Source organism: Mesorhizobium sp. RSR380A, assembly GCF_054719385.1.
This window is the reverse complement of record NZ_JBTTIB010000001.1, coordinates 5401587-5425975: the sequence shown is the minus strand read 5'-3', so window position 1 is coordinate 5425975 and position 24389 is coordinate 5401587. Positions and strand designations below refer to the sequence as shown.

Annotated in this window: 30 protein-coding genes and 1 pseudogene; 13 read left to right on the top strand and 18 right to left on the bottom strand. The window is 60.9% G+C overall.

Features of this window, described 5'->3' with window-relative positions; translation table 11 throughout:
* Nucleotides 1-194 precede the first annotated feature (194 nt).
* The 3 genes from ACYG9Z_RS26300 to ACYG9Z_RS26290 all read left to right on the top strand — a co-directional run bounded on the left by ACYG9Z_RS26300 (nt 195) and on the right by ACYG9Z_RS26290 (nt 1762).
* On the top strand, nt 195-461 hold the full coding sequence (locus ACYG9Z_RS26300) for a hypothetical protein (protein ID WP_198020701.1): 267 nt from the start codon (nt 195-197) through the stop codon (nt 459-461).
* 383 nt (nt 462-844) lie between these two features.
* The gene (locus ACYG9Z_RS26295; RefSeq protein ID WP_023669226.1) at nt 845-1144 is read left to right on the top strand and encodes a DUF1236 domain-containing protein; all 300 of its coding nucleotides are present in this window, start codon (nt 845-847) and stop codon (nt 1142-1144) included.
* A gap of 324 nt (nt 1145-1468) precedes the next feature.
* Entirely contained in the window at nt 1469-1762 is a 294-nt protein-coding gene (locus ACYG9Z_RS26290) for a helix-turn-helix domain-containing protein (RefSeq protein WP_084566257.1), read from the top strand.
* Nucleotides 1763-1905: 143 nt separating this feature from the next.
* Here the strand turns inward: ACYG9Z_RS26290 and ACYG9Z_RS26285 are convergent, their stop codons facing one another.
* A complete protein-coding gene (locus ACYG9Z_RS26285; RefSeq protein WP_245259863.1) occupies nt 1906-2082 on the bottom strand; it encodes an ATP-binding protein in 177 nt (58 codons plus the stop codon).
* Between the two features lie 34 nt (nt 2083-2116).
* Here ACYG9Z_RS26285 and ACYG9Z_RS26280 point away from each other — a divergent pair, with 34 nt between their 5' ends.
* The gene (locus ACYG9Z_RS26280; protein ID WP_023751430.1) at nt 2117-2455 is read left to right on the top strand and encodes a hypothetical protein; all 339 of its coding nucleotides are present in this window, start codon (nt 2117-2119) and stop codon (nt 2453-2455) included.
* A 572-nt stretch (nt 2456-3027) separates the two neighbouring features.
* Complete coding sequence (locus ACYG9Z_RS26275) at nt 3028-4224, top strand: IS256 family transposase (protein ID WP_023700062.1); 1197 nt, start codon at nt 3028-3030, stop codon at nt 4222-4224.
* Nucleotides 4225-4401: 177 nt separating this feature from the next.
* Here the strand turns inward: ACYG9Z_RS26275 and ACYG9Z_RS26270 are convergent, their stop codons facing one another.
* Entirely contained in the window at nt 4402-5151 is a 750-nt protein-coding gene (locus ACYG9Z_RS26270) for a Crp/Fnr family transcriptional regulator (protein WP_023708903.1), read from the bottom strand.
* Between the two features lie 270 nt (nt 5152-5421).
* Between ACYG9Z_RS26270 and ACYG9Z_RS26265 the strand changes: the two genes are divergently transcribed.
* The 3 genes from ACYG9Z_RS26265 to ACYG9Z_RS26255 all read left to right on the top strand — a co-directional run bounded on the left by ACYG9Z_RS26265 (nt 5422) and on the right by ACYG9Z_RS26255 (nt 7361).
* Nucleotides 5422-5883 (top strand): Ros/MucR family transcriptional regulator, encoded by a 462-nt coding sequence (locus ACYG9Z_RS26265; protein ID WP_023753259.1) that lies wholly within the window; start codon nt 5422-5424, stop codon nt 5881-5883.
* 421 nt (nt 5884-6304) lie between these two features.
* On the top strand, nt 6305-6556 hold the full coding sequence (locus ACYG9Z_RS26260; RefSeq protein ID WP_023708906.1) for a hypothetical protein: 252 nt from the start codon (nt 6305-6307) through the stop codon (nt 6554-6556).
* Nucleotides 6557-7028: 472 nt separating this feature from the next.
* Nucleotides 7029-7361 carry a hypothetical protein gene (locus ACYG9Z_RS26255; protein ID WP_156931639.1) on the top strand — a complete coding sequence of 111 codons (333 nt, stop codon included), beginning with the start codon at nt 7029-7031 and terminating at the stop codon, nt 7359-7361.
* On the opposite strand, the gene ACYG9Z_RS26250 is transcribed toward ACYG9Z_RS26255, so the two are convergent.
* The 3 genes from ACYG9Z_RS26250 to ACYG9Z_RS26240 all read right to left on the bottom strand — a co-directional run bounded on the left by ACYG9Z_RS26250 (nt 7358) and on the right by ACYG9Z_RS26240 (nt 8911).
* Nucleotides 7358-7567, bottom strand: a complete 210-nt coding sequence (locus ACYG9Z_RS26250) for a hypothetical protein (RefSeq protein WP_023753257.1) — start codon at nt 7565-7567, stop codon at nt 7358-7360. The genes ACYG9Z_RS26255 and ACYG9Z_RS26250 overlap by 4 nt on opposite strands.
* 417 nt (nt 7568-7984) lie before the next feature.
* Nucleotides 7985-8377: a hypothetical protein gene (locus ACYG9Z_RS26245; RefSeq protein WP_023753256.1), complete on the bottom strand. Its 393-nt coding sequence runs from the start codon at nt 8375-8377 to the stop codon at nt 7985-7987.
* Between the two features lie 36 nt (nt 8378-8413).
* A complete protein-coding gene (locus ACYG9Z_RS26240) occupies nt 8414-8911 on the bottom strand; it encodes a hypothetical protein (RefSeq protein ID WP_031244315.1) in 498 nt (165 codons plus the stop codon).
* A 648-nt stretch (nt 8912-9559) separates the two neighbouring features.
* Between ACYG9Z_RS26240 and ACYG9Z_RS26235 the strand changes: the two genes are divergently transcribed.
* The 5 genes from ACYG9Z_RS26235 (at nt 9560) to ACYG9Z_RS26215 (ending at nt 11902) form a co-directional block, all read left to right on the top strand.
* On the top strand, nt 9560-10072 hold the full coding sequence (locus ACYG9Z_RS26235; RefSeq protein ID WP_023753255.1) for a DUF4142 domain-containing protein: 513 nt from the start codon (nt 9560-9562) through the stop codon (nt 10070-10072).
* Nucleotides 10073-10124: 52 nt separating this feature from the next.
* Nucleotides 10125-10481 (top strand): hypothetical protein, encoded by a 357-nt coding sequence (locus tag ACYG9Z_RS26230; RefSeq protein WP_023739471.1) that lies wholly within the window; start codon nt 10125-10127, stop codon nt 10479-10481.
* A 38-nt stretch (nt 10482-10519) separates the two neighbouring features.
* Entirely contained in the window at nt 10520-10960 is a 441-nt protein-coding gene (locus ACYG9Z_RS26225; protein ID WP_023749387.1) for a hypothetical protein, read from the top strand.
* Nucleotides 10961-11155: 195 nt separating this feature from the next.
* Complete coding sequence (locus ACYG9Z_RS26220; protein WP_023753254.1) at nt 11156-11362, top strand: hypothetical protein; 207 nt, start codon at nt 11156-11158, stop codon at nt 11360-11362.
* A gap of 327 nt (nt 11363-11689) precedes the next feature.
* Complete coding sequence (locus ACYG9Z_RS26215; protein WP_031244313.1) at nt 11690-11902, top strand: DUF3606 domain-containing protein; 213 nt, start codon at nt 11690-11692, stop codon at nt 11900-11902.
* A 254-nt stretch (nt 11903-12156) separates the two neighbouring features.
* Here ACYG9Z_RS26215 and ACYG9Z_RS26210 read toward each other — a convergent pair whose 3' ends face one another.
* The 13 genes and pseudogenes from ACYG9Z_RS26210 to ACYG9Z_RS26150 form a co-directional block, all read right to left on the bottom strand.
* Nucleotides 12157-12357, bottom strand: a complete 201-nt coding sequence (locus tag ACYG9Z_RS26210; RefSeq protein ID WP_156929821.1) for a hypothetical protein — start codon at nt 12355-12357, stop codon at nt 12157-12159.
* A 406-nt stretch (nt 12358-12763) separates the two neighbouring features.
* Nucleotides 12764-13074, bottom strand: a pseudogene (locus ACYG9Z_RS26205) (Rieske 2Fe-2S domain-containing protein).
* A 27-nt stretch (nt 13075-13101) separates the two neighbouring features.
* Nucleotides 13102-14196, bottom strand: coding sequence for a fatty acid desaturase family protein (locus ACYG9Z_RS26200; RefSeq protein ID WP_460222860.1), 1095 nt, complete (start codon nt 14194-14196; stop codon nt 13102-13104).
* Nucleotides 14197-14305: 109 nt separating this feature from the next.
* Nucleotides 14306-15490: an aldose 1-epimerase family protein gene (locus ACYG9Z_RS26195; protein ID WP_023753249.1), complete on the bottom strand. Its 1185-nt coding sequence runs from the start codon at nt 15488-15490 to the stop codon at nt 14306-14308.
* A 10-nt stretch (nt 15491-15500) separates the two neighbouring features.
* Nucleotides 15501-16283, bottom strand: coding sequence for an ATP-binding cassette domain-containing protein (locus tag ACYG9Z_RS26190; RefSeq protein WP_198020737.1), 783 nt, complete (start codon nt 16281-16283; stop codon nt 15501-15503).
* Entirely contained in the window at nt 16280-17284 is a 1005-nt protein-coding gene (locus ACYG9Z_RS26185; protein ID WP_050586906.1) for an ABC transporter permease, read from the bottom strand. Before ACYG9Z_RS26185 ends, ACYG9Z_RS26190 begins: the two co-directional genes overlap by 4 nt.
* A 61-nt stretch (nt 17285-17345) precedes the next feature.
* Nucleotides 17346-18287: a sugar ABC transporter substrate-binding protein gene (locus ACYG9Z_RS26180; RefSeq protein ID WP_023715436.1), complete on the bottom strand. Its 942-nt coding sequence runs from the start codon at nt 18285-18287 to the stop codon at nt 17346-17348.
* Between the two features lie 55 nt (nt 18288-18342).
* Nucleotides 18343-19257, bottom strand: coding sequence for a sugar phosphate isomerase/epimerase family protein (locus ACYG9Z_RS26175; RefSeq protein WP_352518863.1), 915 nt, complete (start codon nt 19255-19257; stop codon nt 18343-18345).
* A 26-nt stretch (nt 19258-19283) separates the two neighbouring features.
* On the bottom strand, nt 19284-20381 hold the full coding sequence (locus ACYG9Z_RS26170) for a Gfo/Idh/MocA family protein (protein ID WP_352518864.1): 1098 nt from the start codon (nt 20379-20381) through the stop codon (nt 19284-19286).
* Between the two features lie 35 nt (nt 20382-20416).
* A complete protein-coding gene (locus ACYG9Z_RS26165) occupies nt 20417-21478 on the bottom strand; it encodes an ABC transporter ATP-binding protein (RefSeq protein WP_023715435.1) in 1062 nt (353 codons plus the stop codon).
* A 1-nt stretch (nt 21479) separates the two neighbouring features.
* A complete protein-coding gene (locus tag ACYG9Z_RS26160) occupies nt 21480-22571 on the bottom strand; it encodes an ABC transporter ATP-binding protein (RefSeq protein WP_023715434.1) in 1092 nt (363 codons plus the stop codon).
* The gene (locus ACYG9Z_RS26155) at nt 22568-23524 is read right to left on the bottom strand and encodes a carbohydrate ABC transporter permease (protein ID WP_023752938.1); all 957 of its coding nucleotides are present in this window, start codon (nt 23522-23524) and stop codon (nt 22568-22570) included. Before ACYG9Z_RS26155 ends, ACYG9Z_RS26160 begins: the two co-directional genes overlap by 4 nt.
* Nucleotides 23521-24381, bottom strand: a complete 861-nt coding sequence (locus tag ACYG9Z_RS26150; RefSeq protein WP_023715433.1) for a carbohydrate ABC transporter permease — start codon at nt 24379-24381, stop codon at nt 23521-23523. The genes ACYG9Z_RS26155 and ACYG9Z_RS26150 overlap by 4 nt, the downstream gene beginning before the upstream one ends.
* Between the last annotated feature and the right edge of the window lie 8 nt (nt 24382-24389).

Below are 24389 nucleotides of genomic sequence, written 5' to 3'. Positions count from 1 at the left end.
CATGGGCAGAAGCAGCCGACTAGCTAAAATCGCAAGACGACCGAAGGACCACGTCGGCGATAGCACCGGACCCGACGGCGCCCGTGTCGCCAGTAACTACGGCAGACTCTTCTCCAGCCCCGCCGGCGGCGGCGGCGCCGGTGGTAGTAATCTGGGTCGTAGTCTGGGTCGTAATCTTGGTCGTAGTAGCGCCGATGGTTGACCGGCTCCACTTCCGCGTGAGTACCTTCGTTGTCGAAGGCGTCTGGCGCGTCGAGTTCTTCGAGAATGCCGCTTTTGGCCGCTGGAACACCGGCCAATGCGTTGATAGGCCGGACCGCGCCTGCAAAGGCTGCTGCCCCTGCAACGCCAAATATCGCTGTCAAAAAGGATCGCCGATCCATAGTAAACCTCCCAACTTACATGAGATGAACGAAGCGCCCCGCCTGCTGAAGGAGCAGGCCCAGCGCACGGTAAAATAGAGGTTTCGCCAGCCGCTCAAGCAACTCGCGAATCCTATCAGCGCAGGAAGGGACCTGGCTGCGCCGATCCAAGACATGTCAGCTAAGGACGACCGCCATTACCAGAAAGGTAACGGCCGTTGCAAAAATCGGTGCGAGCAACCATCGCGCCTGGCCAACACTTTGATCCATTTGTGCTCTCCCATTGTGGAGAACCAACAACCTGAAGCCCTAATCCGTTCCGCCTAGTCCAAAGGTAAGACCATTGCGTTGTACGGTCGGACTTTAGACCAATCGGATTAGACAAAGGTGCGTAGGCGGGAACGTTTACCCCGGTTCAAAGTTGGTTGCCGGGCAGTGCGGGACGATGATCGTCGTGTGCCGGTCCTTGCAGGAGAGAAGATATGAAGATGCACTTTGTGAACACCGCCGCAGCCATGTTGCTCTTGGCGGGGATCGGCTCCGCCGCCGCTGACGACATTATCATCCAGCCGGAACAGGACACGGTCATCCGTGAGTATGTCAAGAAGCAGCCCTTAGCTTCGGTGAACCTTCCCGGCGTGGAATTGAACGTCGGGACAGCTCTGCCGGAAACTGTGGAGATCCACGAGGTCCCGAACGTCAAATACCGTTACGTGGTGGTCGACAACCGCACGGTCCTGGTCGATCCGGGCACCCGCAAGATCGTGAAAGTTTACGACTGAGATTTCGAACGAACCCACGCTCGCCACCCTTGGGTGGCGAGTGTGTGCATTCAAACGCTACTCAGCCGGACAAATTCAAATTGCCACTCAGCTGGACACTGAACATGACGAACCCTGAACTCGAGAGGACGCAAGCCCTGGTTGCCCGCTTGGCTGATCTCCAAGCAAGAATGCAGGCAGCACGTCTTGTTGGAGCCGAGGTAACAACCGTCCGAAAGGTTGCAGCTACAATCGATGACGGCTTGCGACAGGCCGGCCTCACACCGTTAGAAATCGCAGAAGGTCAAGAGGAACAGTTTAGCGATACTAAATGTTCGACTGGCTATGGACAGCCGAACCGTACTCTCAGCAGATCAAGTCAGAGCAGCACGAGCCCTATTGAACTGGCCGCGTGTGCGACTTGCCGCCAAGGCCAATCTTAGCGAGATGGTGATCAGCGCTTTTGAGAACGGATACAGGAAACCGCGTCCCCACAACATCGCCGCCATCCGCAAAGCGTTTGAGGATGCCGGAATCGTTTTCACCGTCCAAGGCACTCCATCGCTAACCCGCTCAGAAGGTGATAGCGGCCTAGCCGCCGATAATAGACGGTGGCGCGGCCGGGAGAAAAAAGGATAAAGGGGAAAAGCCCGTGTACCCTCTGCACCCGATCTCTAAAGCGGCCGCTAACCACCCATTATGTCGCTCTACGGGATTGCTTTGGCGGACTGGCCACGTCACTTCCGCCATACCCAATGCAAAGCGATACCGGCAGAGCCTGGTTACTGCTTCTGCACACGCGGCAGAAAAAGATGGACGCTTGTTCCTTCACCAGCTTCGCTCTCGATCCGAATGTGCCCACCGGATTGTTTGACGAAGCCATAAACCTGGCTAAGTCCAAGTCCGGTCCCGCGTCCATCGGGTTTGGTGGTGAAGAACGGCTCGAAGACCTGCGCCAGAATCTGTCATACGAACGCACGAACCCGACAGTGAATGCACATCGTCGATGTCGTCCGGGACATCGCTAGTCTCGATTGTGAGCGTTCCCACGCCGGCCATGGCGTCCTTGGCGTTCACCGCCAGATTGAGCATGGCGACATCGAGCTGGTTGGGGTCGACCAGAACAGGGCCAAGCGCCGCGTCCAAGTTGCGTTCAATTCTGATTCCACTCCCGAGCGTTCATCCCAGCAGCATCGAAAGCTGTTCGATCCGTCCGTTCAGATCAGTGCTTTCGGGCGTAAGCGACTGGCGCCGAGAGAACGCAAGCAATTGCTGCGTAAGTGCCCCGCCGTTCTGTGTTCGTCTGAGCAGTTCTTCGATCAGGATGGCTGATTTCGGATCGCCGGGATTTTCGGCGAGTTGCTTTTGCAGGAGCCGCAGGCCCGAGTCGAACGCTGCTATCAGATTGTTGATATCGTGAACTATGCCGCTGCGAGGCGGCCAATTGCTCCGAGCTTCTGGGATTGACGTCGACGTTCCTCCTGCGCACGCTGCGAGGAAACGTCCCGAAGGCTGGCAAGGAGAGCAGGTGTCCCGTCCCAGTTAACCTCCACGACCCAGACGGCCATGATAGTCAACGCCCGTGTGGGCCGGTAAGCATTCGAATGCACTCTGCGCGCAAGTGAACCCCTTGCGCTAACGCTTCGACGCGCCATCAAAGCATTGACCGCGCGGTAAAAGGAGCGTGCACCAAGTGAGGCCGGGTTCGTTTGGGGCCTGCGTTTGGCCTGGGGCAAGGCGGCCCCGCCTGCCGCATCAAAAAGAAGCAAGCCAGACAGGCTTGGTATCAACCTGCTGATCATTTCCGTGTAGTGTGCTGAGAGTTCTGCAAATTCGCTGAGAGAGGGCGGTCATGGCAGGCTGGTGATGTTCAACGTCACCGATTCCCTGGAAGGAACGCCACCATGACCAAGACAGAAGGTAAATCGACCAGCGCTGCCGTCAAAGACATTCTGCTTTCGAACCCGGAGGGGCTGCACGAAGTGATCCGTGCGGTAATGCAGGAGGTTCTCGAGGCCGAGATGGAGGAGGCGCTGGGTGCTTCGAAGGGCGAACGCACGCCTGAGCGCCTTGGGTATCGCTCGGGTTACTACGGCCGCACCCTGGTCACCCGGGTGGGCAAGCTTGAGCTGCGGGTTCCACAGGACCGGGCGGGTCACTTCTCCACCGAGCTGTTCGAGCGCTACCAGCGTTCGGAGCGGGCCTTGGTTGCGACGCTTGCGGAGATGTATGTGCAGGGCGTGTCGACCCGCAAGGTGAAGGCGATCACGGAAGAACTGTGCGGCCATGCCTTCTCGGCCTCGTCGATCTCGGCCATCAACAAGCGCTTGGACGAGAGCCTGAAGGCGTTTGCCGAACGACCGCTTCAGGAGCCATTCCCCTACCTCATTCTCGATGCCCGCTACGAGAAAGTGCGCGAAGCCGGCATCGTGATGAGCCAGGCGGTGCTGATCGCGGTCGGCATCGACTGGGACGGGCGTCGGCAGATCCTGGCCGTGGAGATGGCCAATCGCGAGAGCCGCTCGGCCTGGAAGGACTTCCTCGTCGGCTTGAAACGACGCGGTCTCAAGGGCGTCGAACTGGCCGTGTCCGACGACCATGCCGGCCTGGTCGCGGCGATCGGCGAGGTGATCCCGGAAGCAGCATGGCAGCGCTGCTACGTCCACTTCCTCAGGAACGCGCTCGATCACCTGCCCAGGAAGCACGGCGACGATTGTCTGCAGGAACTGCGCTGGCTCTACGACCGGCGCGATCTCGCCGAGGCCAAGGCCGATCTCGCCGCGTGGCTGTCCAAATGGTCCGCCCGCTACCCGCGGCTGACCACCTGGGCGGAAGAAGCCATAGAACAGACGCTGACTTTCTTCCGGCTACCGCGTCAGCATCACAAGCACCTCAAGTCCACCAACATGCTTGAACGGCTCAACGAGGAAATCCGCCGGCGCACCTATGTCGTGCGCATCTTCCCGAACGCCGAAAGCTGCCTGCGCCTGGTCAGGGCGCTGGCCGTCGAAACCAACGAAAACTGGATGGAGGCCAACCGCTATATCAACATGGATGATCTGCGCGAGCACAAGAAGCTCGCTCTACGCCAAGCCGCATGACCAGTTTCATGATCGCCCATTTTGCAGAACTTGACGCACACAACCCATTTCCGCCGCGCCACCATGGCAAAACATGTTTGGGGGGCGATCGCACCGCTGATGGTCAGCGAAGGCCAACAAGTGGTCCGGCTACCCTTGGAGCCAATCCGCATTTCTGGCGATTTTCCCCTGGAGCAATCAGTGCATTGACATGAACTCGGCCGTTTTATTGGTCCTTGCTGAGTGCAGGTAATCGTGCCGGAACTCAGCAAGAAAGGCCAGTCCTTCCCAATCATGGATGGTCAATTGGCCATTCACAAGTGATGTAAGGCGCTTCTCCCGAAGAGACTTGAGCGTGCGGTTGATGTGGACTGCCGACAGCCCTGTCGCCTCGCCAAGGTCAGCTTGAGTCACAGCAAAAGCGCAGGTTTGATCGGACGCGAGTCCGGCGTCTTCCATACGTAGCATGATTTCACAGAGAAGGTGGGCCACTCGGCCAAGCGCTTGGCGCTTCCCGACATTGACCACCCATTCGCGGAAAATCGATGCATCAACCAGTGTCGTTCGCCAAAGATTTGCCGCCAGCCTGGGGTGGCGTTCGCAGAGCAGCCGGATAGCCGAGTGATCTATGAAGCCAACACTGCAAGCGCTCACCGTTCGAACGTCGCTATCCAACAGATCGAGGTGCAGGCTCAACAGATCGGGCATGTCGCCAGGCACATGATAAGCAGTGACCTGACGCTTCCCGTCTCCTGTTACCTTCGAGGTGCTGGCTAAGCCAGCCAGGACCATTATGCACCGGGACGGCTGGTCGCCTTCCCGAACCAAGTTCTGGTTTGCGCCAATCGCAACGATCCTTATTCTTACCGCGTCGAGAGCTTGACGCTCACCTGACGTGAGGGTGAAGGCACGATGGAACTTGGCGGTTAATGGGCTTTGATAAAGCATGTCGGCTCTCCGTTTGGGCGGGAGCGCTATGGTCTCTCAGTCACCCGCGGCCAGCAGAACGCGAATGATGCCCGACCTTATATCATAAACACCGGACCGACTTAACCTGTGATAAGTCTGGCACTGCTTCGGATGGTCCTTTCCTCCATCGGCAAACACAGGCTCAACAGGATTGGTGCTTACGAGGGAAGCGGCCCATCATCGGGCCTCGAGTTGCGCAGCTGCGGCAGCAGCTATAATAGATCGTTCTCAAATTCGAGGACTCACACCATGACCGACGCCCCCGACCACGCCCCTGAACTGGTAGAACTCACGGCGGATGTGGTATCCGTGTACGTCAGCAACAATCCCGTGCCGGTCGCGGGTTTGGCGGACCTGATAGCCTCAGTGCACGCGTCGCTGTCTGGGATTGGCCAACGCGTGGCTGCCGCGACCGAAGAACCAGTGCCTGCGGTAAATCCAAAGAAGTCAATATTTCCCGATTACATCATCTGTCTTGAAGATGGTAAGCGGTTCAAAACCCTTCGGCGACATCTGCGCGTGGATTTCGGTCTCACTCCTGACGCGTATCGAACAAAGTGGAACTTGCCATCCACTTATCCGATGGTCGCTCCCAACTATGCGGCCTCACGGTCTGCCATGGCGAAGTCGATCGGTCTGGGTAGGAAGGCACCGCAGCCCACGGCAACTGTAACGGGCAAGGCAAGGCCGGCGGCTAAGGCTAAAGCGTAGCTTCGGCGATCACACCATTACCACCGCGGCACCAATCGACGATGTATGCATCGCGGCGGACCTGTCCGCTCTTGGCCGGTGCCCACCCAGGTTCCCCAACCCATGGCGCCGGCCATTTGTGGCCCACACCTCAGTTTCGTATTGCTGCCCAAACTCTTCTTGTTGAAGACCGCTTACGACGTTACAATCCCGTTTGGCCTGATTGCTGGGAGGCAACGCCCTGGCTGACATCATTCCAATTCGCAAAGCACGCCCTTGTGTCGAAGTTGGCGAAGCCTGTGGCGAGTGGTTTGTTCGCGTGGTCGAGGAAGACCAGGAACTCACCCGATCATTCAAGCTCGAATCCTATGCTTTGGCCTTTGCAGAAGGCCAAAGGTCGCGTCTGCATCTCAACACGTTTTCCCGGCTGTAGAGTAGCGCGATGCAGATGTCCGCAGGGTTACTGGCGAATTTGGGCGATAGCATCGAAGCCATTGCCGCCCACATTGCGACCATGGAAACGCGACAACTGCACCAATTGCTCAAGTCGTTGCCATCGAGATCGGAAATCGCCAGCGCGGAAATGGTGATGGGCACCCTGGTCTATCGCGAGATTGAACTGCGCCGCCGGCGGGGGACGGGCGGCAACGTGTTGCCCTTTCCGGGTCTCGTGACTCCACCTATTCAGCAGTAGATAGCGGCGCCGGACCTGTAAAGGCCGCCGCAATTAAGCAACGGGCCTGAGGGCGGGGTAGCGGCTTGATGCCAAGAAACCCCGCCGCGCGCGCAACAGCGGGTTTTCGTAGTCACGGCTACATCCGAGGAATCGACCGCTTAAGGCAGAATTGCTTGGTTGTCGTCGCGGTTCCATACCATTAGATCAACTGTGCCAGATGAAGACGTAAAAAAACCCGTTGCCAATTATGGCAACGGGCTTGAGCTACCGGGTAGGGTCAGGAAGGCAATATGTAGACCCAACAACACGATGCGCCACGCCTCATGATCGAGGTCTTAACCGAACCGCGACAATTCTAACCATCTTGTCGACGTGTGAATAACTTTGCTGACTCCAGATCATCGGCAGGGAAGACGTGATTTGACCTTGGCGGAACAGCCGCTCACGATGAGACGGCTTGGGAAGGCGCGAGATGCAAGTATGCAAAGACATGATTGTGGTGCCGCCGATCGGCGCACAGTTCGAGACGCCTGAATTCCTCGCCGAGATCAGCGCCCTGCTTGATGAGGCCTATCCCGACTACGATTTCACGATCACCACCATAAGCAAGTTTCGGGATGACAGCTTCGTGTTGATCCCGCGGCTCGGCAGCGTCGGTGGTGAAGGCTCCGTTTTAGCGGCTTACCCGGATATGACGGCAATGCAGGAGATGGGCAATCTCCTGTTCAAGCACATCATCGGCCATCACCATCGCGACATTAGGTGCCGCACGTGGCCCCAATCCGTTGCCGGACCTCCGTCTCACATCTGCCCTGGCGGCTAATCCTTTAGCGCATCCGCGCCGCTATCGTCGTCGCGATGACGTTGACGAAGGCGCTTCAGCAGTTCGCGTGAGGCTTGGATCGCCCTGCGCGATTGATCCATGTTCTGGCGAAACGTGGCGCGTTCCTCCATGGACTTCTGCCACTTCAGCAAGGTGGCCGTAGTCGCAGTGGCCGCTTGAGCGATATCTATGGGCGTTGCAACCATCGCATCCTCCCAAAAAGGCAATGGTAAACGCAATCTTTATAGGCCCAACGAAACCCTTTCTTCAATCAAAAACGAACATACGGCACATGGCAAAATGGCTATTCGTCGGGCCGCTCGACGGCGGCTTCGTCGACCTCGGCTTCCATCTCGTCGTTGACGGTCTTGGTCTATCCAAAACCAGCCATCGGCACACCGTCAAAACCCTGCAGCCACCCGTCGGCATGTTCCTGCCAGTAATGGCACCTCACGCTCCTTGCCATCCTTGCGCGCTTGGGCGCCGTACATCCAGGCGTAGGTGGCGCGCTCCTGATCTTTCTTAGGCACGGCGATTTGTGTCATCCTCAGCGAACGCCGGCTTGCCCGCTTCACGCTCGACGCCGAGCAGATCGAACTCGTCGTTCGCAAAGCACTTGGCCTTCAGCCAGTTGGTCGACGGTATTTGCTGTCCTTGCGCTTCGACACCTTGCCTTCAAGTCCGGCCTTGTCGAGCAAGTGAAAGATGGTCTTGGCTTCCCCCCGGCAGAGGCTCGCTGAACTGAATACGCCCGCCGGGCGCGATATAGCGCGGCCTCGGTCAGTCAGCCAAGCGGCATCGCGGTGCACGATAGCACCGAGAATCGCCGCGTACACGCTGCCGACTTCCTCTGCGCAGGATATGCCCAGCTTGTCCGCGCGGTCATCCATCGCTTGCTCGGCCAGGTCGCTGACGCCAAGCGCGATTGTCTGCTGCGGATGGAAGGACGCTGACTGTAAAAGCCCGCCCAACCTTTCGGCGGGCGGGCTTCCACTGTCGGAACTGGAGAGTGTCATGTCGACAGCCCCGACAGGTCGGAAAGGGGTCGCTGGTTAGCGGCGCGAGATCAGCAGGCAGAGCCGGCGCAGGTCACGATCATAGGTGTCTTCGTTGCTAAGCACTTCGACGCAGCGCTTCTTCATCCGAGTGACCTGGGCGTTCGACATATCGCCGACAACGCTAGCCAGATTCGGGTTGCTCGAAGCGGTCGGGTTGCTGGGGTTGGCGGCTGGATTGGTTCCAACGCCGACATTTACGTCGGTACCAACCCCGGTGACGACACCGACATTGGCGCTGCCGGTTCCGATGGAAGCAGTCGCTCCGCCAGTGTCGCCGACGGAGGCTGCGGTATTTGCCCCAGAACCGCCTAGGGACACGCTAGCCGTAGCGCCGCTGTTGCCGCCCACATTAGCGCTGGCGCCTCCGCTGCCGACGGATACCCCGCCGACGCCTCCGACATTAATTCCAGCTGCAGTCGCTGGCATGCAAAGAATTGCGAGAACAGATCCGGCAGTCAGACTGCCCATAAGAATTTCAAAAATTCTTCCCATAGTACGCCTCCTTGTTGCCCTTCAAAGGATGGGACATTTTTGGGCATTTACCGACCCGATAGTGTCGCACTAGATTTTAAAAACAAGCTAACGGCCCGCGAAAGATGCGTCTTGGGTCATTACTTGGCAATTAGCAAGAGTCAGATATAATAAAATTTTACTTTGACTCGGACGTGATTCCTCTACTTGTCATTCAATATCCTTGCCTAAGCACCCCATCGTCAATAATATTGTGCGGTGCAACAAGATTCAGAGATGGACCATGCGACGATCAGTAAGCGGCTAATACCGCCGATCTGACATACAATGCTATATTACCTCCTCTTGACGAACCCGACCGGCGGGCGGAATCAGAATCCCGTCAGCGCAACCCTACAAAATCGCACTGGTCTGCCTGAAGCATCGCGACGATGGCCGACGATTTCTTTCGGAGATTTGAATGTCGCACAACGTGCTGCCCACCAAGCCGACCGCCGCGCTGAGCTCCGCGCAGTCACCGGTCTTGGCTACGGCCGGATCTATGATCAAAGCCCTGAGCCGGAGCCATCCGGGGTCTACGCCTGCCGCCCCGTATTTATTGTCACAACAAGGGGAACAACGGCAGCTCGGCCGTGTTGGGCCAGTTAAGCAATATTGCAGGAGCACAACATGCATTTCGTCAAAGCGCTTTTGGCTGCGATCGCCATCGGTCTCATCAGCCCGGGGGCAATGGCTCAGACCGCGACGACGTCCCCGCAGGAATTTGTCAAAGCAGCTGCGAGTTCAGACATGTTCGAGATCCAGTCGAGTGAGTTGGCGCTGCGGAAATCGAAGACATCACGAGTGAAGGAATTCGCTCGCATGCTGATCAAGGACCACACGACTTCTTCCAAGCGGCTCATTGCGGCGGCAAAGAAGGACGACGTCGCAGTGGCGCCGGAGATGACAAGCAAGCATGCTGCCCAATTGGAAGCGTTGAGCAACGACAGCAGCGGGGCGTTCGATAACGCCTATATCGACGCCCAGGTGGCAGCGCACCAGGAAGCCCTGACGCTGATGACCTCCTATGCAGAAAACGGTCAGGCAAAACATCTGGCGGCTCATGCGAAAAAGACCGCGCCGGTGATCCGGCAGCATTTCAAACATTCCCAGCAACTGAGCAAGAGCGGTTCTCAGGGCTGAGTGGATCTGGCCACGACATTGGTTCTTCGCGGCGCTGTACAGGAGACCTGACATGCCAAAGCAAAACGAGACCTCGCATTCGAGACGAAGTGACTTCGCCAATGATGAACCCATTCGCCCGGAGGATGCCGCCGTGTTGGACAGCCCCGTGGGCCACGAAGACAGGCACGGCGCGGAGCCAGGTTTCGTGGGAGCCGACGATGTCGACCAGTCGATCGGCGCAAGGCCCCGCAGCGAAATTACCGGTCGTCATGATGAAGGGGCAGGCGCCAATGAGACGATGGACGGCTTAAGCGAAACCGAGGAACTGACCCGCAGCTACGCCGAGGACATACCAACCGGTGACAATGATGAGGACGAAGAAGACATCCCTGTCTTCGAAAGAGGCCGAAGCAACACCGACCTCTGAGCGGCGCCAAGTTTGAACCCACGGTGAGGAACATGACAATGAGCACATTCGGACTTCGGATTGTGTCTTTGGGGCTCCGGGCTTTTTTGGGGCTGGGGGCCTCGCTGATTTTGGGCGCCCAGGCATCTGCGCAGACAAGTCAGCCGGCTCAACAATCCGGCGACTCATCGCAAACAGGCAAGCACGATCGTCTGCCGGCGCAAGGATCGTCGCCGACCGCCAAGGATGATGTCGGCGTTGACGTCTCGCTCGGCCGGCCGGAGGTGAAGCAACAGGTTGCAAGACATCTAGGAGTGGCTGAGACCGAGTTACCACTGGCGGTGCATGTGCCGATCGCGCTCGCTTCGCAAGTCTGCGGGCAAGAGGTATTTACCGCCCGCGCCAATGTAAACCGAAGCTGCACCGCGACGAAGTTCATTCCGGAAATCGCCGAGGCGGCACGCAACCATCCACAAACCTCCGCGGTACCGGAGCAGTAGCATCGAAATGTCCGAACCCGGCGCGACGGTCGCGCCATGCTTACCCTAGGATAGCGCTCCAACCCGGCGTAAATCAGCCCCACCGCCGTCTGTTGGCGGCATGCATGATGGCGTTCGCCGCCGTCTCTTAACCAATGTGAATGCTGTCGCTCCGCAGCCACGCTACGAGATCCTGTCCGAAGCGGAGGCAGGCAGATGCCACTGGAGTCCCTGATCGATCAATATGTGAGCAGCCGCAAGCAGCGGGGTCTTTTGTCGACACGGCATGCTCTCGAGGCGTTGAAAGAGGCCCTTCCGGCGCTGTCGATCGGCGAAAGCCATCTTGTCAATATGATCGCCGAGCGAGCGCTCGCCTTTGGCCTCGCCATCCACTTCGATCATTCGGGCGAGAATGCCGGGTAAGACATCCACGAGAGCGTCTGCTGATGCCACAGGACGAGGAACTCGGTGTCGCGTAGTTCCATCTTCATTGCCTGGCGGTCGGGCAAACATTCCGAGGCTGCTCCCATCCGTGTTCTGGGCGGGTGGTGAAAGTCGCCGGAGCGATGCCACGGCGTGCGCCGAGCCCACCCGGCATTGGACAAGCTCCCCCAGCTTTCGCCAGCTGGAGCTTACTTCTACTCACAGCAGCCCTAGCGAGGCTCGATGGGCCTTCGCGTACGGCGGTTTCGGAACTTTTGCTCCAGCGGGCGGTTGGGGCCGGCGAATTGAGGTTGAAAGGAGAAGATGATGACGGACAATAAAACCGAGCGTGATTTTCGCCACAGGAACCGGGTCTCGTCCAACGAACGCAACGAAGTCGAGCATTTTGCCCAGCAGAACGGCATCACGCCTGAGCAGGTGATGGAGCTCATCAAAGCCGCCGGGAATGACCGCGCCTCGTTGACCGCGGCTGCGAAGGAATTGAAATCAGTTTCCCGGGGCGGCTCGCTTACGGCATGAATCCGTCGCTACCGAAGAGGATCATGAACCTTCGAGAGTTTGAGTGTAGCATCATCCTGACGCACACGCGGAGCAGATCGAGCGTGAAAGTGACAATTCTACCCCTGCCCAACATGCGGAAAGCGCTGGAGGTTCGGGGCTGCGCAGATCGGCTATCGTCACCCCGAACCATAATCCACTCGAACGCGAGTCCTGGACGCACGGCGGACCGAGCCTACTTCCTGCCGTCGTTCAACAATAATCCCGTGCCGCAGTCAGCCAGCGAGATCGCCGTCGCCTGCCGGACGCGTGTCGGCTTCCAAACTGACAAACGCACCGCCTTTGTAGCGACGCTTTCCAGCCACGATCAGCTGCGCAGCTTTGCCGCGCTTGCTGCGCACCAATAAATTCCATCTCCTTCCCTCACACTGATCTTGCTCAGCGGTCGTTTTGCCGCTGCGGTAGGCGCTGTCCATCCGCTTCGATCGCGGTGGCGCCCAGTATCAACGCTGCCAGATCAAACCGCACAATCAGCACCTCAAAGCTGATCAGAAGAAGCAGCAGTGAATCAGGACCTCGTCGATCAGAGGCGGAAAGCCCAACTAAGAAAACCGCCGGCGGTGCCGATCTCGAAGAAATTCTAGCCCGCACGGTGAACAGGCTGGGGGCCGCATCGAGATATAGGGTTCAGCACAGCTCCAGCGGTACCGAGACGATCGACCCCTGCCCGCTCGGCGCCCCTCGGCCACGTCAATGACCAGCACGCGCAGCATGGTCAGCTGGCTTAGCCTTCATGGCGCAGATCGGCCACGGTCCGTCTCTTTCGGCTATGAAAACGTCACTCTGCTTTGCTAAACGCGGTGCTGGACCGGTTACCAAGCGTCAGATCTGTAGCATCACCTTGCCGGCCTCGATTCTCACCGGATAGATCGCGAGATTGACGCAGACCCGGCGCGCCCTTGGCCTGGCCGGCCGCAATTGAAGCGGCCAATATGCTTCAAGGCATTCGATGACGTCGTCGATCACCAGCCCTTCGGCCGCATGCGCCTTCTCATGCGTACAATATCCGTCGGTGGCGAAGAACTCGTCATTGGGCGAGCGGCAAACCGCGAAACTGCGGCCGCGAGGATCGAAGCAGATGACATCCTCTTTCGAGATGTCGTCCACCGCGCACGCTTCATCCAGTCAGCCATCTCCGGCTCCGGCAAAATTCGCTATCGCTATTCAGCGGCCGCCGACATATCCACCTGGTGAAATTCGCCGCGATAGGGTCTGGCTGTCGGCGGCAATTTCCGCTCGAGATAAAAATCCTCATATTTCAGCTGTCGAAGCAGCACCGGCCAGACCTCGCGATAGGCATGCCACATCGACGGGTTCGGCACCGGCAGGTCGTGCTTGATCAGCTCGTGCAGTCTTGGCAGCGCATGATAGGGCACCATCGGGAACATATGGTGTTCGACATGGTAATTCATGTTCCAGTAGATGAAGCGGCTGACCGGGTTCATGTAGACGGTGCGCGTGTTCAGCCGGTGGTCGACGACATTGTCGGCCAGGCCGATATGCTGCAGCAACCCTGTCAGCACCATGTGCCAGCTGCCATAGAGGCGCGGCAGGCCGATCAGCACCAGCGGCAGCAGTGACCAGGTGAACAACGCCAGCCCGACTGTCGCCGCATAGATGGCGACATGCCAGCGCGCAGCGATCACCGCCTTGTGCTGCTCCATCTCGGGGATATAGCTCTTCTCTTCATCGGACAGCTTGCCGAACGCCTGGCGCACCAGCGCCGGCAGCGAATAGCGGAAATCGAGAATACCGGTGAAGGCGAGCGCCGCCCGCAGCAGATCTGGGGGGCGCATGACGGCGATTTCGGCATCGCGGCCGACGATGATGGTATCGGTGTGATGGCGGGCATGGCTCCAGCGCCATTGCACTGGGTTGCGCATCAGCATGAAGCTTGAGATCTGGTAGACGACATCGTTCATCCAGCGCGTCCGGAACGCGGTGCCGTGGCCGCATTCGTGCCAGCGCGAGTCGCTCGACGAGCCGTAAAGCACGCCATAGACTAACAGGAACGGCACCACCCACCACGTGCCCCAGAACCATACGATGCCGGCGGCCGACACCAGGATCGCCGCGACCCAGATGATCGTGTCGCGGATCGCCGGCCCGTCGGAGCGTTGCATCAACTCCTTGATCGCCTTGCGCGGGACATCGGTGTGATACCATTCGGCCGAAGCCAATCCGGTCTCGATGGCGCGCTTGGTGCTTTCACCGACCAGGCTGTAGTCACGCTTCCTGCTTGCCGTCATCGTCATCTCCGCTTTCCCGCCTGCGCTCCGCAAGGGCCGCCTGGGGCCGGCCGGGCCGCGCCTGCTTCCGTATTCCGGCGCACTTCTCGCCCGCCGCGGCAACCGATCGTGCGTTTCAAGCCTGTCCCGCCTGCAGTCTCGCAAAAGCGCCCGACAGCGCAGGGTAGTCCTGTTGCGGCTGCCGGGCGATCGACGCTATCCTCGCTTCCGCTTGGGCGATCTGGCCGGCACCGTCGAGCACCCGGAACACGGCGTCATAGGAGCGGCTTTCGCCATGGTCCAGCCAGATCATCTCGCCCCGTTCGCGCGCGGCGAGATTGCCGAGAACATGATGCGTCGAGGGTTCGATTCCCAACGCATATAGGCCTGCCTGGAAGTTCTGCCACTGATAGGTGCAGGGCAGCTGATCCTTGCGGGTAACGACCTCGAAGCCGAGGCCCAGGTGGTCATTGACGACGGCCACCGGCACCTCGCCCGCCGCATCGGCACCAAGCTCGTGCTCCCAGACCTGCTCGCTGAATCCGAGTTGCGGCGCCGGCACGGTTCGGTAGCCGACTTTCTGCGCCTCGTAGCGTTCGCCGGCGTGCGCCGCCCAGACGACATCCCGGATCGGCGCCAGGTAGCGCGAACCCTCGTCGAGCAAGGGATGGCTGACATTGACGTGATAGAAATACATATGCGGCGTGCGGCTGAAACCGTGATTGACGACGCGGTCCGACAGGCGGATCTCGCTGCCGCCGACATCGGCCTCGATGCGGCGCAGCAAATGGAGATCCTCGCCGAAAACAGTTGCCTGCTGGACAATGCCTTCCGCCCACAGCACGCATCGGTCGCCGTCCCAGGCCTCGCCGTAGCCGGTCAGCCGCGCCGGCACGGTGCCGATGCGACCATGCAGCGAATGCAATACCCGCTTGCGCCCCGGATAATTGTAGCTTTCGGCCGGCACGTCTTCCCGGCCCAGTATATGGTCGAGGCCGCAGGTGACGAGCAGCCCCGAGAACGACCGGCCAAAGGCGAAGCCGTCCTCCCCTTCATGCTCGTGCAGTCCGGGGTGGCGAAAGCCGCTCGGCGAATGCCAGCCGATCGCCTGGCCCCGGAAGTCGCAATCGGCGATATCGAGCGCCCGGTCGACCAGCGCCGTGAAGCGCAGGCCGGAGCCGGTGCGGAACTCGAGCATCCGGATGCCGCGCTCCACGCCGTCGCCGAGCGTCATCAGCCGCACGCCGGCGAACTGCGACAGCATGCCGGACCGCTCGGCCACCTGCCTTCGCGACAGCGTCTTGCCGTAAAGCTCTACCATGCGACGTCCTTCACTTTGCCCTCGCCTCCTTGAGCAAGGCCGACATGTCGGCGCCGGTGATGATGCTTTCCACCGTCAACAGGTCGGTGTCGGCGACCGTCTGTTCCGCGACGATTTCGCCGCCGCGCATGACGATGATGCGGTCGGCGACCTGGAACACGTGGTGGATGTTGTGGGTGATGAACAGCACCGAGTGGCCGGCGTCGCGCACCTCCTTGACGAAGCGCAGCACGCCGTGGGTTTCCTCGACGCCAAGATTGTTGGTCGGCTCGTCGAGTATGATCACCTTGGCGGCGAACTGCATGGCGCGCGAGATCGCGATCGATTGCCGCTCACCGCCCGAGAGCGTGCTCACCAGCGCATCTGCATCGAGCTTTTTCGAAATGCCGACCCGCTTCAGCAGCGCCGAGGCGGCGTTGCGAAGCTTGGCGAGGTCGAGGGGCGCGAACACGCCGAGCCAGCCGAAATTGACCGGCTCCCGACCCAAGAAAAGATTGCGCGCGATGCTGAGGTCCGGCGCGAGCGATGTGTCCTGATGGATAGTCTCGATGCCGAGGTCCATCGCGTCGCGCGTCGAGCGGATCGACGCCTTCTCGCCGCGCACGAAGATGTCGCCGTGGTCGGCCGGGAAGACGCCGGAGATCGCTTTGATCAGCGTCGACTTGCCGGCGCCATTGTCGCCAAGCAGGGCAACCACCTCGCCTTCGTTGAGGGTGAACGAGGCGTTCTTCAGCGCACGCACGTTGCCGAAGGACTTTTGCAGGTCTTGCAGACGCAGCACTTCCATCCTCAGCTCCTTGCGGCGTTCTTCTGCAGCAAAGCGTGCAGGATGAGCATGGCGAGGATAATGACGCCGACGAAGATGTTGTATGCCAAGCCCGGCACACCGATCAGCACGATGCCGTTGCGGATGGCGCGCAGCATCAGCGCGCCGACGATGGTGCCGAGGATGGTGCCGCGCCCGCCGGTGAGCGCCGTGCCGCCGACCACCACCATGGCGATCACTTCGAGTTCGTAGCCGGTGCCGGCCACCGGCGAGGCGGCCGAAATCCGGAACGCGCTGATCATGCCGGCCAGCCCGGCCACCACCGAGGTCAGGATGAACAGCCAGATCTTGACCGCGTCGGCCGGCACGCCGCGCGCCACCGCTGCGTTGCGGTTGCTGCCGATGGCGCTGATCCAGTTGCCGAGCTTGGCGTAGCGCAGGATGTAAATCGCCAGCAGCGACAGGCCGATGAACCACCAGAGCGAGGTGTAGAACCGGAACGAGCCTACATTGAAGCTGCCGGCAAGCAGCGTGACGAAGAAGCCGGGCTGGTCCCACGACTTCAGGGGGAATCCCTGCGTGATGTAGAGCGCCGCGCCGCGCACGACGAGCAGCATCGACAGCGTGACCAGGAAGGAGGAAATGCCGATCTTGGTGACGATCAGCCCGTTGATGGCGCCGATCGCGATGCACAGCACAAGCCCGGCCAGGAGGGCGACGCCGATGTCGATACCGCCATTCTGCACCAGCAGCATCACCACGACGGGCGCAAGGCCGAACACGGCGCCGACCGACAGATCGAACTCGCCCGCCGTCAGCAGCAGCGTCATGCCGAGAGCGATGATGCCGAGCTCGGGCAGGAACGCCATCATGTTGGATATGTTGAGCGGCGACAGGAAGTTGCCGTCGGCGATGGCGAATACCACGAGCAGCACGATGAGGATGATGAGCGAGGAGAATTGCGGCGAACGCAGCAGCGCAGACCTGCCCTTCGCTCGCTGCGTGTCGTCGTCTGCTGTGATTGCCATATCTGTCAGGACCATGCGTTTCGTCCGGCGCCCGCCATTTCGGGGCGGGCGCTGATTGTCGTCACTTGTTGTAGAGTTTCAGGATCGGCTCGACGCTCGAGGCGTCGTAGAGGCTGAATGTGTGAATGTCGTAGCCGATCGGCTCGCCAGAGGCCGCAAGCCCGAGCAGCGCCACCGGCATGAAGCCCTGCGCCGACGGGTACTGCCAGGCCGCAGCATTGACTAAGCCGGACTTGACCGCCTCGGCCGTCTCCTTTGAGTTGCCCCAGCCGACGACCGGGACCTTGCCGGCCGACACACCGGCCCCGTCGAAGACGCGTTTGATGCTTGCTGCCACGGAATCGCCGAGTGCAATGATTGCCGGCGGATTGTTGGCGACCATGTAGTCGGTCATCTTGGCGATGATGCCGGCCGGGTCGGTGCCGCAATCGACCACGTCGTACTTGATGCCGAGCGGATCGAAGACGCTGGCGATGCCCTCGGTCTCGAGCTGCTGGTAGCTGGCGCCCGGCACTTCGACCGGCAGGAACACCTTGTCGCCCTGCTTCACCATCTTGTGGTCGACGAGATACTTGGCCCAGATGACGCCCGCTTCCCTGAGGTCGGCCCCGACATAGGCCTGCCGCCCGGTCGCCGGATCATCGGTGTTGAAGAACACGATCGGTATGCCGGCGGCCTTGGCGGCCTTCACCTCCTCCGTCCACAGGCCGGGCTGAGCCGAGGTGGTAGCGATGCCGTCCGGCTTGGCGGCGAGCGCCGAGTTGAAAGCCTCCTTCTGCGCCGCCATGTCGCCGCCGCTGAACGAGATCTTGCAGGTCACCTTGAGCTGGTCACAGGCCTTGGTCGCGCCGGCATTCCAGTCGATCCAGAACGCGTCCGAAGGGCCACCATGCGACAGCAGATAGAAGGTCTTCTGGCCGTCCTGCGCGAATGCCGGCAGGCTCAAGGAGACCCCGGCTACCAGCGTTGCCGCGGCAGCCACTTTCAATGCGAATTTCAACATTCATTCCTCCCTTGGTTGGAGTTGCGCCGCCATGCGCCGGCGGCGCAACCGGCACTCACAGGCCGTTGGCGCGGAACTTCCCGTCGAGAAATGTTTTCGCCCGCGGCACGTCGTCCTCGGTCAGATGCTCGATGATGACGGGGATGTTCGGGTGCTTCTCACTGAGCCGCTGCAGATAGAGATCGTAATTCAGCGATCCCAGCCCGGGCGCCGGCAGCTCGATCTCGCCGACGCCGCGGAACGTGTGGCTCTCCATAGCATCCTCGTCGCCGATGTCGGCATGCTTTTCCGACTTGTCGCTGCCCGAACGCTTGACGTCCTTGGCATGCGCGATCTTGATCTTGTCGGTCAGCGTATCGAACACCTGGTTCAGGATCTGGTCCATCCTGTCGATGTTGTGGGTTTCGAAATAGTTGGTCGGATCCATCAGCAGGCCGAGGCCGGGATGGTCGACCTGCGCGAACATTTTGACCGTCTCCTCGACCGAGCCGACGACATTGTTGACATAGGTTTCGAGCAGGAACACCGCGCCGTGGTCGTAAGCCGTCTGGGCAAGCTCGGCGATCACCTTGCGGCATTCCTCGAATCCTTCCTCGGTCTTGTTCTTGGGATGATGGACCCAGTCGGATTCGGTGTTGTAGGTGCCGGTTTCGGAGATCACGTAAGGCGAGCCGAAGTCGCGGGCGTTGCGGATGATCTCCTTGAGATAGCCGACGCGCTTGTCGCGCTCGGCCTTGTCGGGATGGATGATGTTGGTGTAGCCCGACACGCAGCAGATCGGCAGGTTGTTGTCGCGGAAGACGTCGCGCACCTGCTTGGCCTTGTCCTGGGTGATCTGCCCGGCCGACAGATCGATATCCCTAAAATGCAGGTCGAGCTGCACCGTGTTGAAACCGAGCCCGCGGATCTTCTTTGCCGTCTCTTCGAGGCCGTACGGGAAATAGCCCGTGAAAATACCTGCCTGCATCATGATGTGAATTCCTCCCTGTAAGCGATTCAGTTGGCTGATTTTATCGAGATTTCGGAAAGCTTGACGGTGCGGCCCTCGTCGATCGAGCGATAGCCGGCCTCGACCAGTGCCATCGTCTTGACGTTGTCGGCCACCGATAATGCCGGCGGCGCGCCTGTCTTTACCGCATGCTGCAATTGCTCCATGACGCCGATGAAGGCGTGCGGGAACCACATCGTGTCCCAGCTCGGGCTGACCCATTGGCCGCCGGTCGTCTCGGTCGAGGCATAGGTCAGCGTCGAGGCCACGCCTTTCGGCCAGCCGATCGTGCCTTTGGCGACACCCTTGGTGCCGTCGACGCGCCAGTTGATGTGCTGGTCGTCCAGATAGCCCTCCTGGCGCGGTCCGGACCAGACATCCTCCAGCGACACGGCAAGCATGCCGGAGGGAAAGCGCAGCGTCGAGACGGTGATGCCGTCGCTATGCTCGAATGTAGTGCGCGGGTCCTTGCGTGTCAGCGTGGTGATTTCCGAGGGATCGCCGAACAGGAAGCGCAGCACGTCGAGATGATGCACGCTCATATTGGCGAGCGTCAGCCGGTCGTAGTCCTGAAGGAAGGTCTGCCAGTGCGGGATCGCATGCATGTCGATCTGCGCAAAGACGATGTCGCCCAGCGCGCCGCTGTCGATGATCTGCTTCAGGACGCGCATCGACTGGTCGTAGCGCATGTTCTGGTTGACCGAGAGGATCTTGCCGGACTTGGCGGCTTCGTCGCGCAGTTTCACGGCTTCATCGACCGACAGCGCCAGCGGCTTCTGCGCCAGGATCGCCTTGATGTGAGGCTGCTTCAGCGCATGGCGGATCAGCGCCGGCTGCAGATCGGGCGGAAAGGCAAGGTCGACGATTTCGACCTGCTGATTCTCGATCAGCTGTTCCGGCGTGTCGTGCACGGTCGGGATGTCCCAACGCGTGGCGACCTTCTGCGCATTGGAACGGGTGCGCGAGGCGATCGCCACCACGTTGAACCCCGCTTCGCGATAGGCGGCAAGATGGCATTCGGCCATGATCATGCCGGCGCCGATGCAGCCGATCCGGTATTCGCTGGTGCGGACCTTCACGTCCGGCTCGAAGCCTTCGCTCGCCATGTCTTCCTCCCGAAATTCTGTTTTCGCAGCCGCGATCATCTCGCCAACGCGCCTCCGTCCTGCCCGAAATAATGCACCCGGGCCGGCTCGCAGGAAATCGCTACCACCGCATCCGGCCTGATGTCGGGCTGGCCGCGCAGCAGCGCCTTCAGCCGCGCCTCTCCGGCGGCGAGCGTTACCACCGTGTAGCCGCCAAGCGGCTCGACCTCGAACACGCGTGCCGGGCGGCCAACGCCCCCTTCGACCCAGGGCCGGACCTGGATGTCCTCCGGCCTGAGCCCGATTTCGATCGCGTCGGCCGGAGCAGCGCGATCGGCGATGCTGACCGTGCCTTCTGCGGCCTCGATGCCACCGTCGCCGCGAACGGATTTGAGGATGTTCATCATCGGCGAACCAAGCAGTCGCGCCACATAGGTGTTCGCCGGGCGGTCGTAGATCTCCGCCGGAGCGCCGATCTGCCGGATCCTGCCATTCTCCAGAATGGCGATGCGGTCGGCGATCGACATCGCCTCTTCCTGGTCATGGGTGACGTAGATCAGCGTCTTGCCGAGTTCGCGCTGGATGCGCTTGAGCTCGACGCGCGTTTCCTCGCGCAGCCGCGCATCGAGCGCAGAGATCGGGTCGTCCATCAGATAGGCGTTCGGGTCGCGCACCAGGGCGCGGGCTATGGCCACGCGCTGCCGCTCGCCACCGGAAAGCTGCGCCGGCGGCTTGTGAAGGATGTGGCCGATATGCAGCTTGGCGGCGACGTCGGCGACACGCTTTTCGATCTGGGCCTCGGCGACCTTGCGCTCGACCAGCGGGAAACGCACATTGTCGCGCGCGCTCATATGGGGGAACAGCGCCAGGTTCTGGAACACCATGGCGACATTGCGCTCGGCCGGCGAGACGGTGTTGACCGGTTTGCCGCCGATCAGGATCTCTCCGGCGTCAGGCGTCTCCAGCCCGAGCACCAGGCGCAGGATTGTCGATTTGCCCGACAGCGGCGGCCCGAAGAAGCAGAAGAATTCGTTGTCATTGACGGTGAACGAGGCGTCGTCGACGGCGAGCGTCGTGCCGTAACGCTTGCTGACATTGCGAAAGACGATATCGGCCATGTCAACCTGCCTTCATCGCAATGCCGCTGCGGGCATCGAAGACACGCACGGACGATGCCACGGGGGCGACGACGGCAAGCTCGCCGATCGACAGTCCGACATTATTGTCGAACACCGCCTTCACGGCGGTCTCGCCATCGCCGAGATGGACGATGGTCCTCGCGCCGATCCGCTCGACGAAGCTCACCGGCATGGCGAGGCCCTGCCCGCTCTGCACCAGCGACACCTGTTCGGGCCGGAAGCCGTAAAGCACCTCAGAGCGCGATCCACGCAAGGTGGCGGCCAGCGCATCCGGCAGCGTCGGCGTGACCCCCAGCTGCCCGAGATCGACCACCAGGCCCCGGTCGCTCTCCGCCGGCCTTCCCTTCAGCAGGTTCATGCCCGGAGCGCCGATGAAGCGGGCGACGAAGACATTGGCTGGATTGTTGTAGACTTCCAGCGGCGTTCCCACCTGCTGCAGCACGCCCTGATCCATGACGGCAATGCGGTCGGCCATGGTCATGGCCTCGAGCTGGTCATGGGTGACGTAGACCATCGTCTGCCTGAACTGGCGCTGCAGCTGCTTGAGCTCGGTCCGCATTACCGCCCGGAAGGCGGCGTCGACATTGGACAGCGGCTCGTCGAGCAGGAAGATGGCCGGCTCCATGATCGCCGAGCGTCCGATTGCCACCCGCTGCAGGATGTTTACCGAGAGCCGGTCGGCCTTGCGGTCGAGCAGCGGCGTCAACTGCAGCAGCTCGGCGGTGGCGCCGACGCGGCGGTCGATCTCAGCTTTCGCCGCACCACGCATCCGCGGCCCGTAGCCAAGGTTCTGGCGCACCGTCATGTGGGTGAAGATGGCATAGTTCTGGAAAACGAAGCCGACGCCGCGCCGGCCCATCGGCACGCCGGCCATGTCGCGCTCGCCGAACAGGATCTTGCCGCTGGTCGGCTCCTCCATGCCGGCTATCATGTTCATCGTTGTCGACTTGCCGCAGCCCGAAGGCCCGAGCAGCGCCATGAACTCGCCATCGGCGATGTCGAGGTCCATGGTCTTCAGCGCCGTGAACTCGCCAAAGGTCTTGACCAGGTTGCGCAGCTGGATCGCGCTCATGCCGGCACCAGCCTTGCGCGCGCCATGCGCTTCATGGCCAATACCGCAACGATCGAAAGCACGACCAGGATGGCCAGCGCGATCGCCGCCACATAGCCCCAGATCAGGTCCTGCGTCGTGACCTTGTAGATGTAGACGGAGATCGTCTCCGTGGCGACGCCGGGGCCGCCGCCGGTCATGATGTAGAGCGTGTCGAAGATCTTGAAGTTCTCGATGACACGGATCGCCAGCGCGATGATGATGATCGTCTTCATCTTCGGCAGCACGATGGTGACGAAGCGCTGCCACGCATTGGCGCCGAGCAGGGTCGCCGCCTTGATCTGGTCCTGCGGCACGCCGACCAGGCCGGCAAGCAGGATCAGGAACATCAGCGGCGTCCATTGCCAGATGTCGGCGATGATCACCGCGATCAGCGCCAGCGTCGGGTCCGACAGCCAGGCGATGGTGACGCGTGACCCGCTGAGTGCCGACAGGATGTCGTTCAGCGGTCCGCCCGACTGGAATAGCATGAAGAACATGTAGCCGGCCACCGCTGGAACCACCATCATCGGCATCAGCAGGATCGAATAGAAGATCCGCTTGCCCGGAAAATCGTCCGCGAACAGCGTCGCCAATGCCAGGCCAAGCAGGAATTCGACGGGCACGCACACGACCATGACGATGGCCGTGCGCCTCAGCGCGCTCCAGAAGCGCGCATCGGCGGCAAGGTCGGTGTAGTTGGCGAAGCTGTTCCACATCTCCCATGCGTTCCACCAGCCGAGGCCGGAGAGCGGCGACCAGTCGGTGACGCTGATGTAGAGCTGCATCAGCAGCGGGAAGACGGAGATGAAGAGCACCAGGATCTGCGCCGGCAGCGTCAGCCGGAATCCCAGCCGCGCTCCCTCGTCCCGCAGCGCGGGCTTGCCAAGCGCGGCCTTTGCGTCCTTCGAGACAGTCACGGTCACCGCGCTCATTGCTTGAGCGCGCCGAACGTCAGCCCGCGCACCAGATGGCGCTGGATGGCAATGCCCATGATGACCGGCGGCACCGCGGCGATAAGACCGAGCGCGGCCTTGGCGCCATAGAGTTGACCGGTCATCGAGGAGGACAGCGAGGCCATGTAGATGGGGATCGTCACCCATTCGCGCGTCGTCAGGAGCAGCGCGATCAGATAGTCCGACCAGTTGAGGATGAAGACGAAGAGGGCGGCGCTGGCCAGCGGTGCGCGCATCATCGGCAGCGTGATGCGGGTGAAGACGCGCAGCCGCGAACAACCTTCGACAAGCGCCGCTTCCTCGATCTCGCGCGGCATGTCGTCGAAGAAGGTCTTCATGAGCCAGAAAGCGAATGGCAGGGTGACGATGCCGTAGATCAGGGCCAGGCCAAACCAGCTGTCGGTGAAGTTCAGGAAGGCCCACATGATCATGACCGGGATCATCACCGCCATTGGCGGAAACAGCCTGAGCTGGATCAGCGCCAGCGGCAGGTTCTGGCCGGAGCCGAAACGCGACAGCCCGTAGGCCGCAGCCGTGCCCGCCGACATTGCGATCGCCGTGCCGAACACCGAAGACAGCAGCGACGACAGGATCGGCTTCAGCGCGGTGCGGTCGAGCGCCACGATCAGATTGTTGTTGGACTCGCCGAAGACGAACTGGAAATTGCCGAGCGTCGGGTTCTTCGGCCACCATGTCAGGTCGGCGCCGGTCGCCGACCATTCGGTGATCGGCTTGAAGGCCATCGACACCATCCACAGGATCGGTACCAGCGTCACCGCCATCGCCGCGAAGATCGCGGCGTAGCGGAATATCTCGAAGGGGACGGAACGCTTCATCTGGCTGC

What these genes read in the sequence shown, in the direction of transcription:
- ACYG9Z_RS26300 (WP_198020701.1), top strand. Translation starts at nt 195, where the DNA reads ATGGTTGACCGGCTCCACTTCCGCGTGAGTACCTTCGTTGTCGAAGGC.
- ACYG9Z_RS26295 (WP_023669226.1), top strand. Translation starts at nt 845, where the DNA reads ATGAAGATGCACTTTGTGAACACCGCCGCAGCCATGTTGCTCTTGGCG.
- ACYG9Z_RS26290 (WP_084566257.1), top strand. Translation starts at nt 1,469, where the DNA reads ATGGACAGCCGAACCGTACTCTCAGCAGATCAAGTCAGAGCAGCACGA.
- ACYG9Z_RS26280 (WP_023751430.1), top strand. Translation starts at nt 2,117, where the DNA reads ATGCACATCGTCGATGTCGTCCGGGACATCGCTAGTCTCGATTGTGAG.
- ACYG9Z_RS26275 (WP_023700062.1), top strand. Translation starts at nt 3,028, where the DNA reads ATGACCAAGACAGAAGGTAAATCGACCAGCGCTGCCGTCAAAGACATT.
- ACYG9Z_RS26270 (WP_023708903.1), bottom strand. Translation starts at nt 5,151, where the DNA reads ATGCTTTATCAAAGCCCATTAACCGCCAAGTTCCATCGTGCCTTCACC.
- ACYG9Z_RS26265 (WP_023753259.1), top strand. Translation starts at nt 5,422, where the DNA reads ATGACCGACGCCCCCGACCACGCCCCTGAACTGGTAGAACTCACGGCG.
- ACYG9Z_RS26260 (WP_023708906.1), top strand. Translation starts at nt 6,305, where the DNA reads ATGCAGATGTCCGCAGGGTTACTGGCGAATTTGGGCGATAGCATCGAA.
- ACYG9Z_RS26255 (WP_156931639.1), top strand. Translation starts at nt 7,029, where the DNA reads ATGATTGTGGTGCCGCCGATCGGCGCACAGTTCGAGACGCCTGAATTC.
- ACYG9Z_RS26250 (WP_023753257.1), bottom strand. Translation starts at nt 7,567, where the DNA reads ATGGTTGCAACGCCCATAGATATCGCTCAAGCGGCCACTGCGACTACG.
- ACYG9Z_RS26245 (WP_023753256.1), bottom strand. Translation starts at nt 8,377, where the DNA reads ATGACACTCTCCAGTTCCGACAGTGGAAGCCCGCCCGCCGAAAGGTTG.
- ACYG9Z_RS26240 (WP_031244315.1), bottom strand. Translation starts at nt 8,911, where the DNA reads ATGGGAAGAATTTTTGAAATTCTTATGGGCAGTCTGACTGCCGGATCT.
- ACYG9Z_RS26235 (WP_023753255.1), top strand. Translation starts at nt 9,560, where the DNA reads ATGCATTTCGTCAAAGCGCTTTTGGCTGCGATCGCCATCGGTCTCATC.
- ACYG9Z_RS26230 (WP_023739471.1), top strand. Translation starts at nt 10,125, where the DNA reads ATGCCAAAGCAAAACGAGACCTCGCATTCGAGACGAAGTGACTTCGCC.
- ACYG9Z_RS26225 (WP_023749387.1), top strand. Translation starts at nt 10,520, where the DNA reads ATGAGCACATTCGGACTTCGGATTGTGTCTTTGGGGCTCCGGGCTTTT.
- ACYG9Z_RS26220 (WP_023753254.1), top strand. Translation starts at nt 11,156, where the DNA reads ATGCCACTGGAGTCCCTGATCGATCAATATGTGAGCAGCCGCAAGCAG.
- ACYG9Z_RS26215 (WP_031244313.1), top strand. Translation starts at nt 11,690, where the DNA reads ATGACGGACAATAAAACCGAGCGTGATTTTCGCCACAGGAACCGGGTC.
- ACYG9Z_RS26210 (WP_156929821.1), bottom strand. Translation starts at nt 12,357, where the DNA reads ATGGACAGCGCCTACCGCAGCGGCAAAACGACCGCTGAGCAAGATCAG.
- ACYG9Z_RS26200 (WP_460222860.1), bottom strand. Translation starts at nt 14,196, where the DNA reads ATGACGATGACGGCAAGCAGGAAGCGTGACTACAGCCTGGTCGGTGAA.
- ACYG9Z_RS26195 (WP_023753249.1), bottom strand. Translation starts at nt 15,490, where the DNA reads ATGGTAGAGCTTTACGGCAAGACGCTGTCGCGAAGGCAGGTGGCCGAG.
- ACYG9Z_RS26185 (WP_050586906.1), bottom strand. Translation starts at nt 17,284, where the DNA reads ATGGCAATCACAGCAGACGACGACACGCAGCGAGCGAAGGGCAGGTCT.
- ACYG9Z_RS26180 (WP_023715436.1), bottom strand. Translation starts at nt 18,287, where the DNA reads ATGTTGAAATTCGCATTGAAAGTGGCTGCCGCGGCAACGCTGGTAGCC.
- ACYG9Z_RS26175 (WP_352518863.1), bottom strand. Translation starts at nt 19,257, where the DNA reads ATGATGCAGGCAGGTATTTTCACGGGCTATTTCCCGTACGGCCTCGAA.
- ACYG9Z_RS26170 (WP_352518864.1), bottom strand. Translation starts at nt 20,381, where the DNA reads ATGGCGAGCGAAGGCTTCGAGCCGGACGTGAAGGTCCGCACCAGCGAA.
- ACYG9Z_RS26165 (WP_023715435.1), bottom strand. Translation starts at nt 21,478, where the DNA reads ATGGCCGATATCGTCTTTCGCAATGTCAGCAAGCGTTACGGCACGACG.
- ACYG9Z_RS26160 (WP_023715434.1), bottom strand. Translation starts at nt 22,571, where the DNA reads ATGAGCGCGATCCAGCTGCGCAACCTGGTCAAGACCTTTGGCGAGTTC.
- ACYG9Z_RS26155 (WP_023752938.1), bottom strand. Translation starts at nt 23,524, where the DNA reads ATGAGCGCGGTGACCGTGACTGTCTCGAAGGACGCAAAGGCCGCGCTT.
- ACYG9Z_RS26150 (WP_023715433.1), bottom strand. Translation starts at nt 24,381, where the DNA reads ATGAAGCGTTCCGTCCCCTTCGAGATATTCCGCTACGCCGCGATCTTC.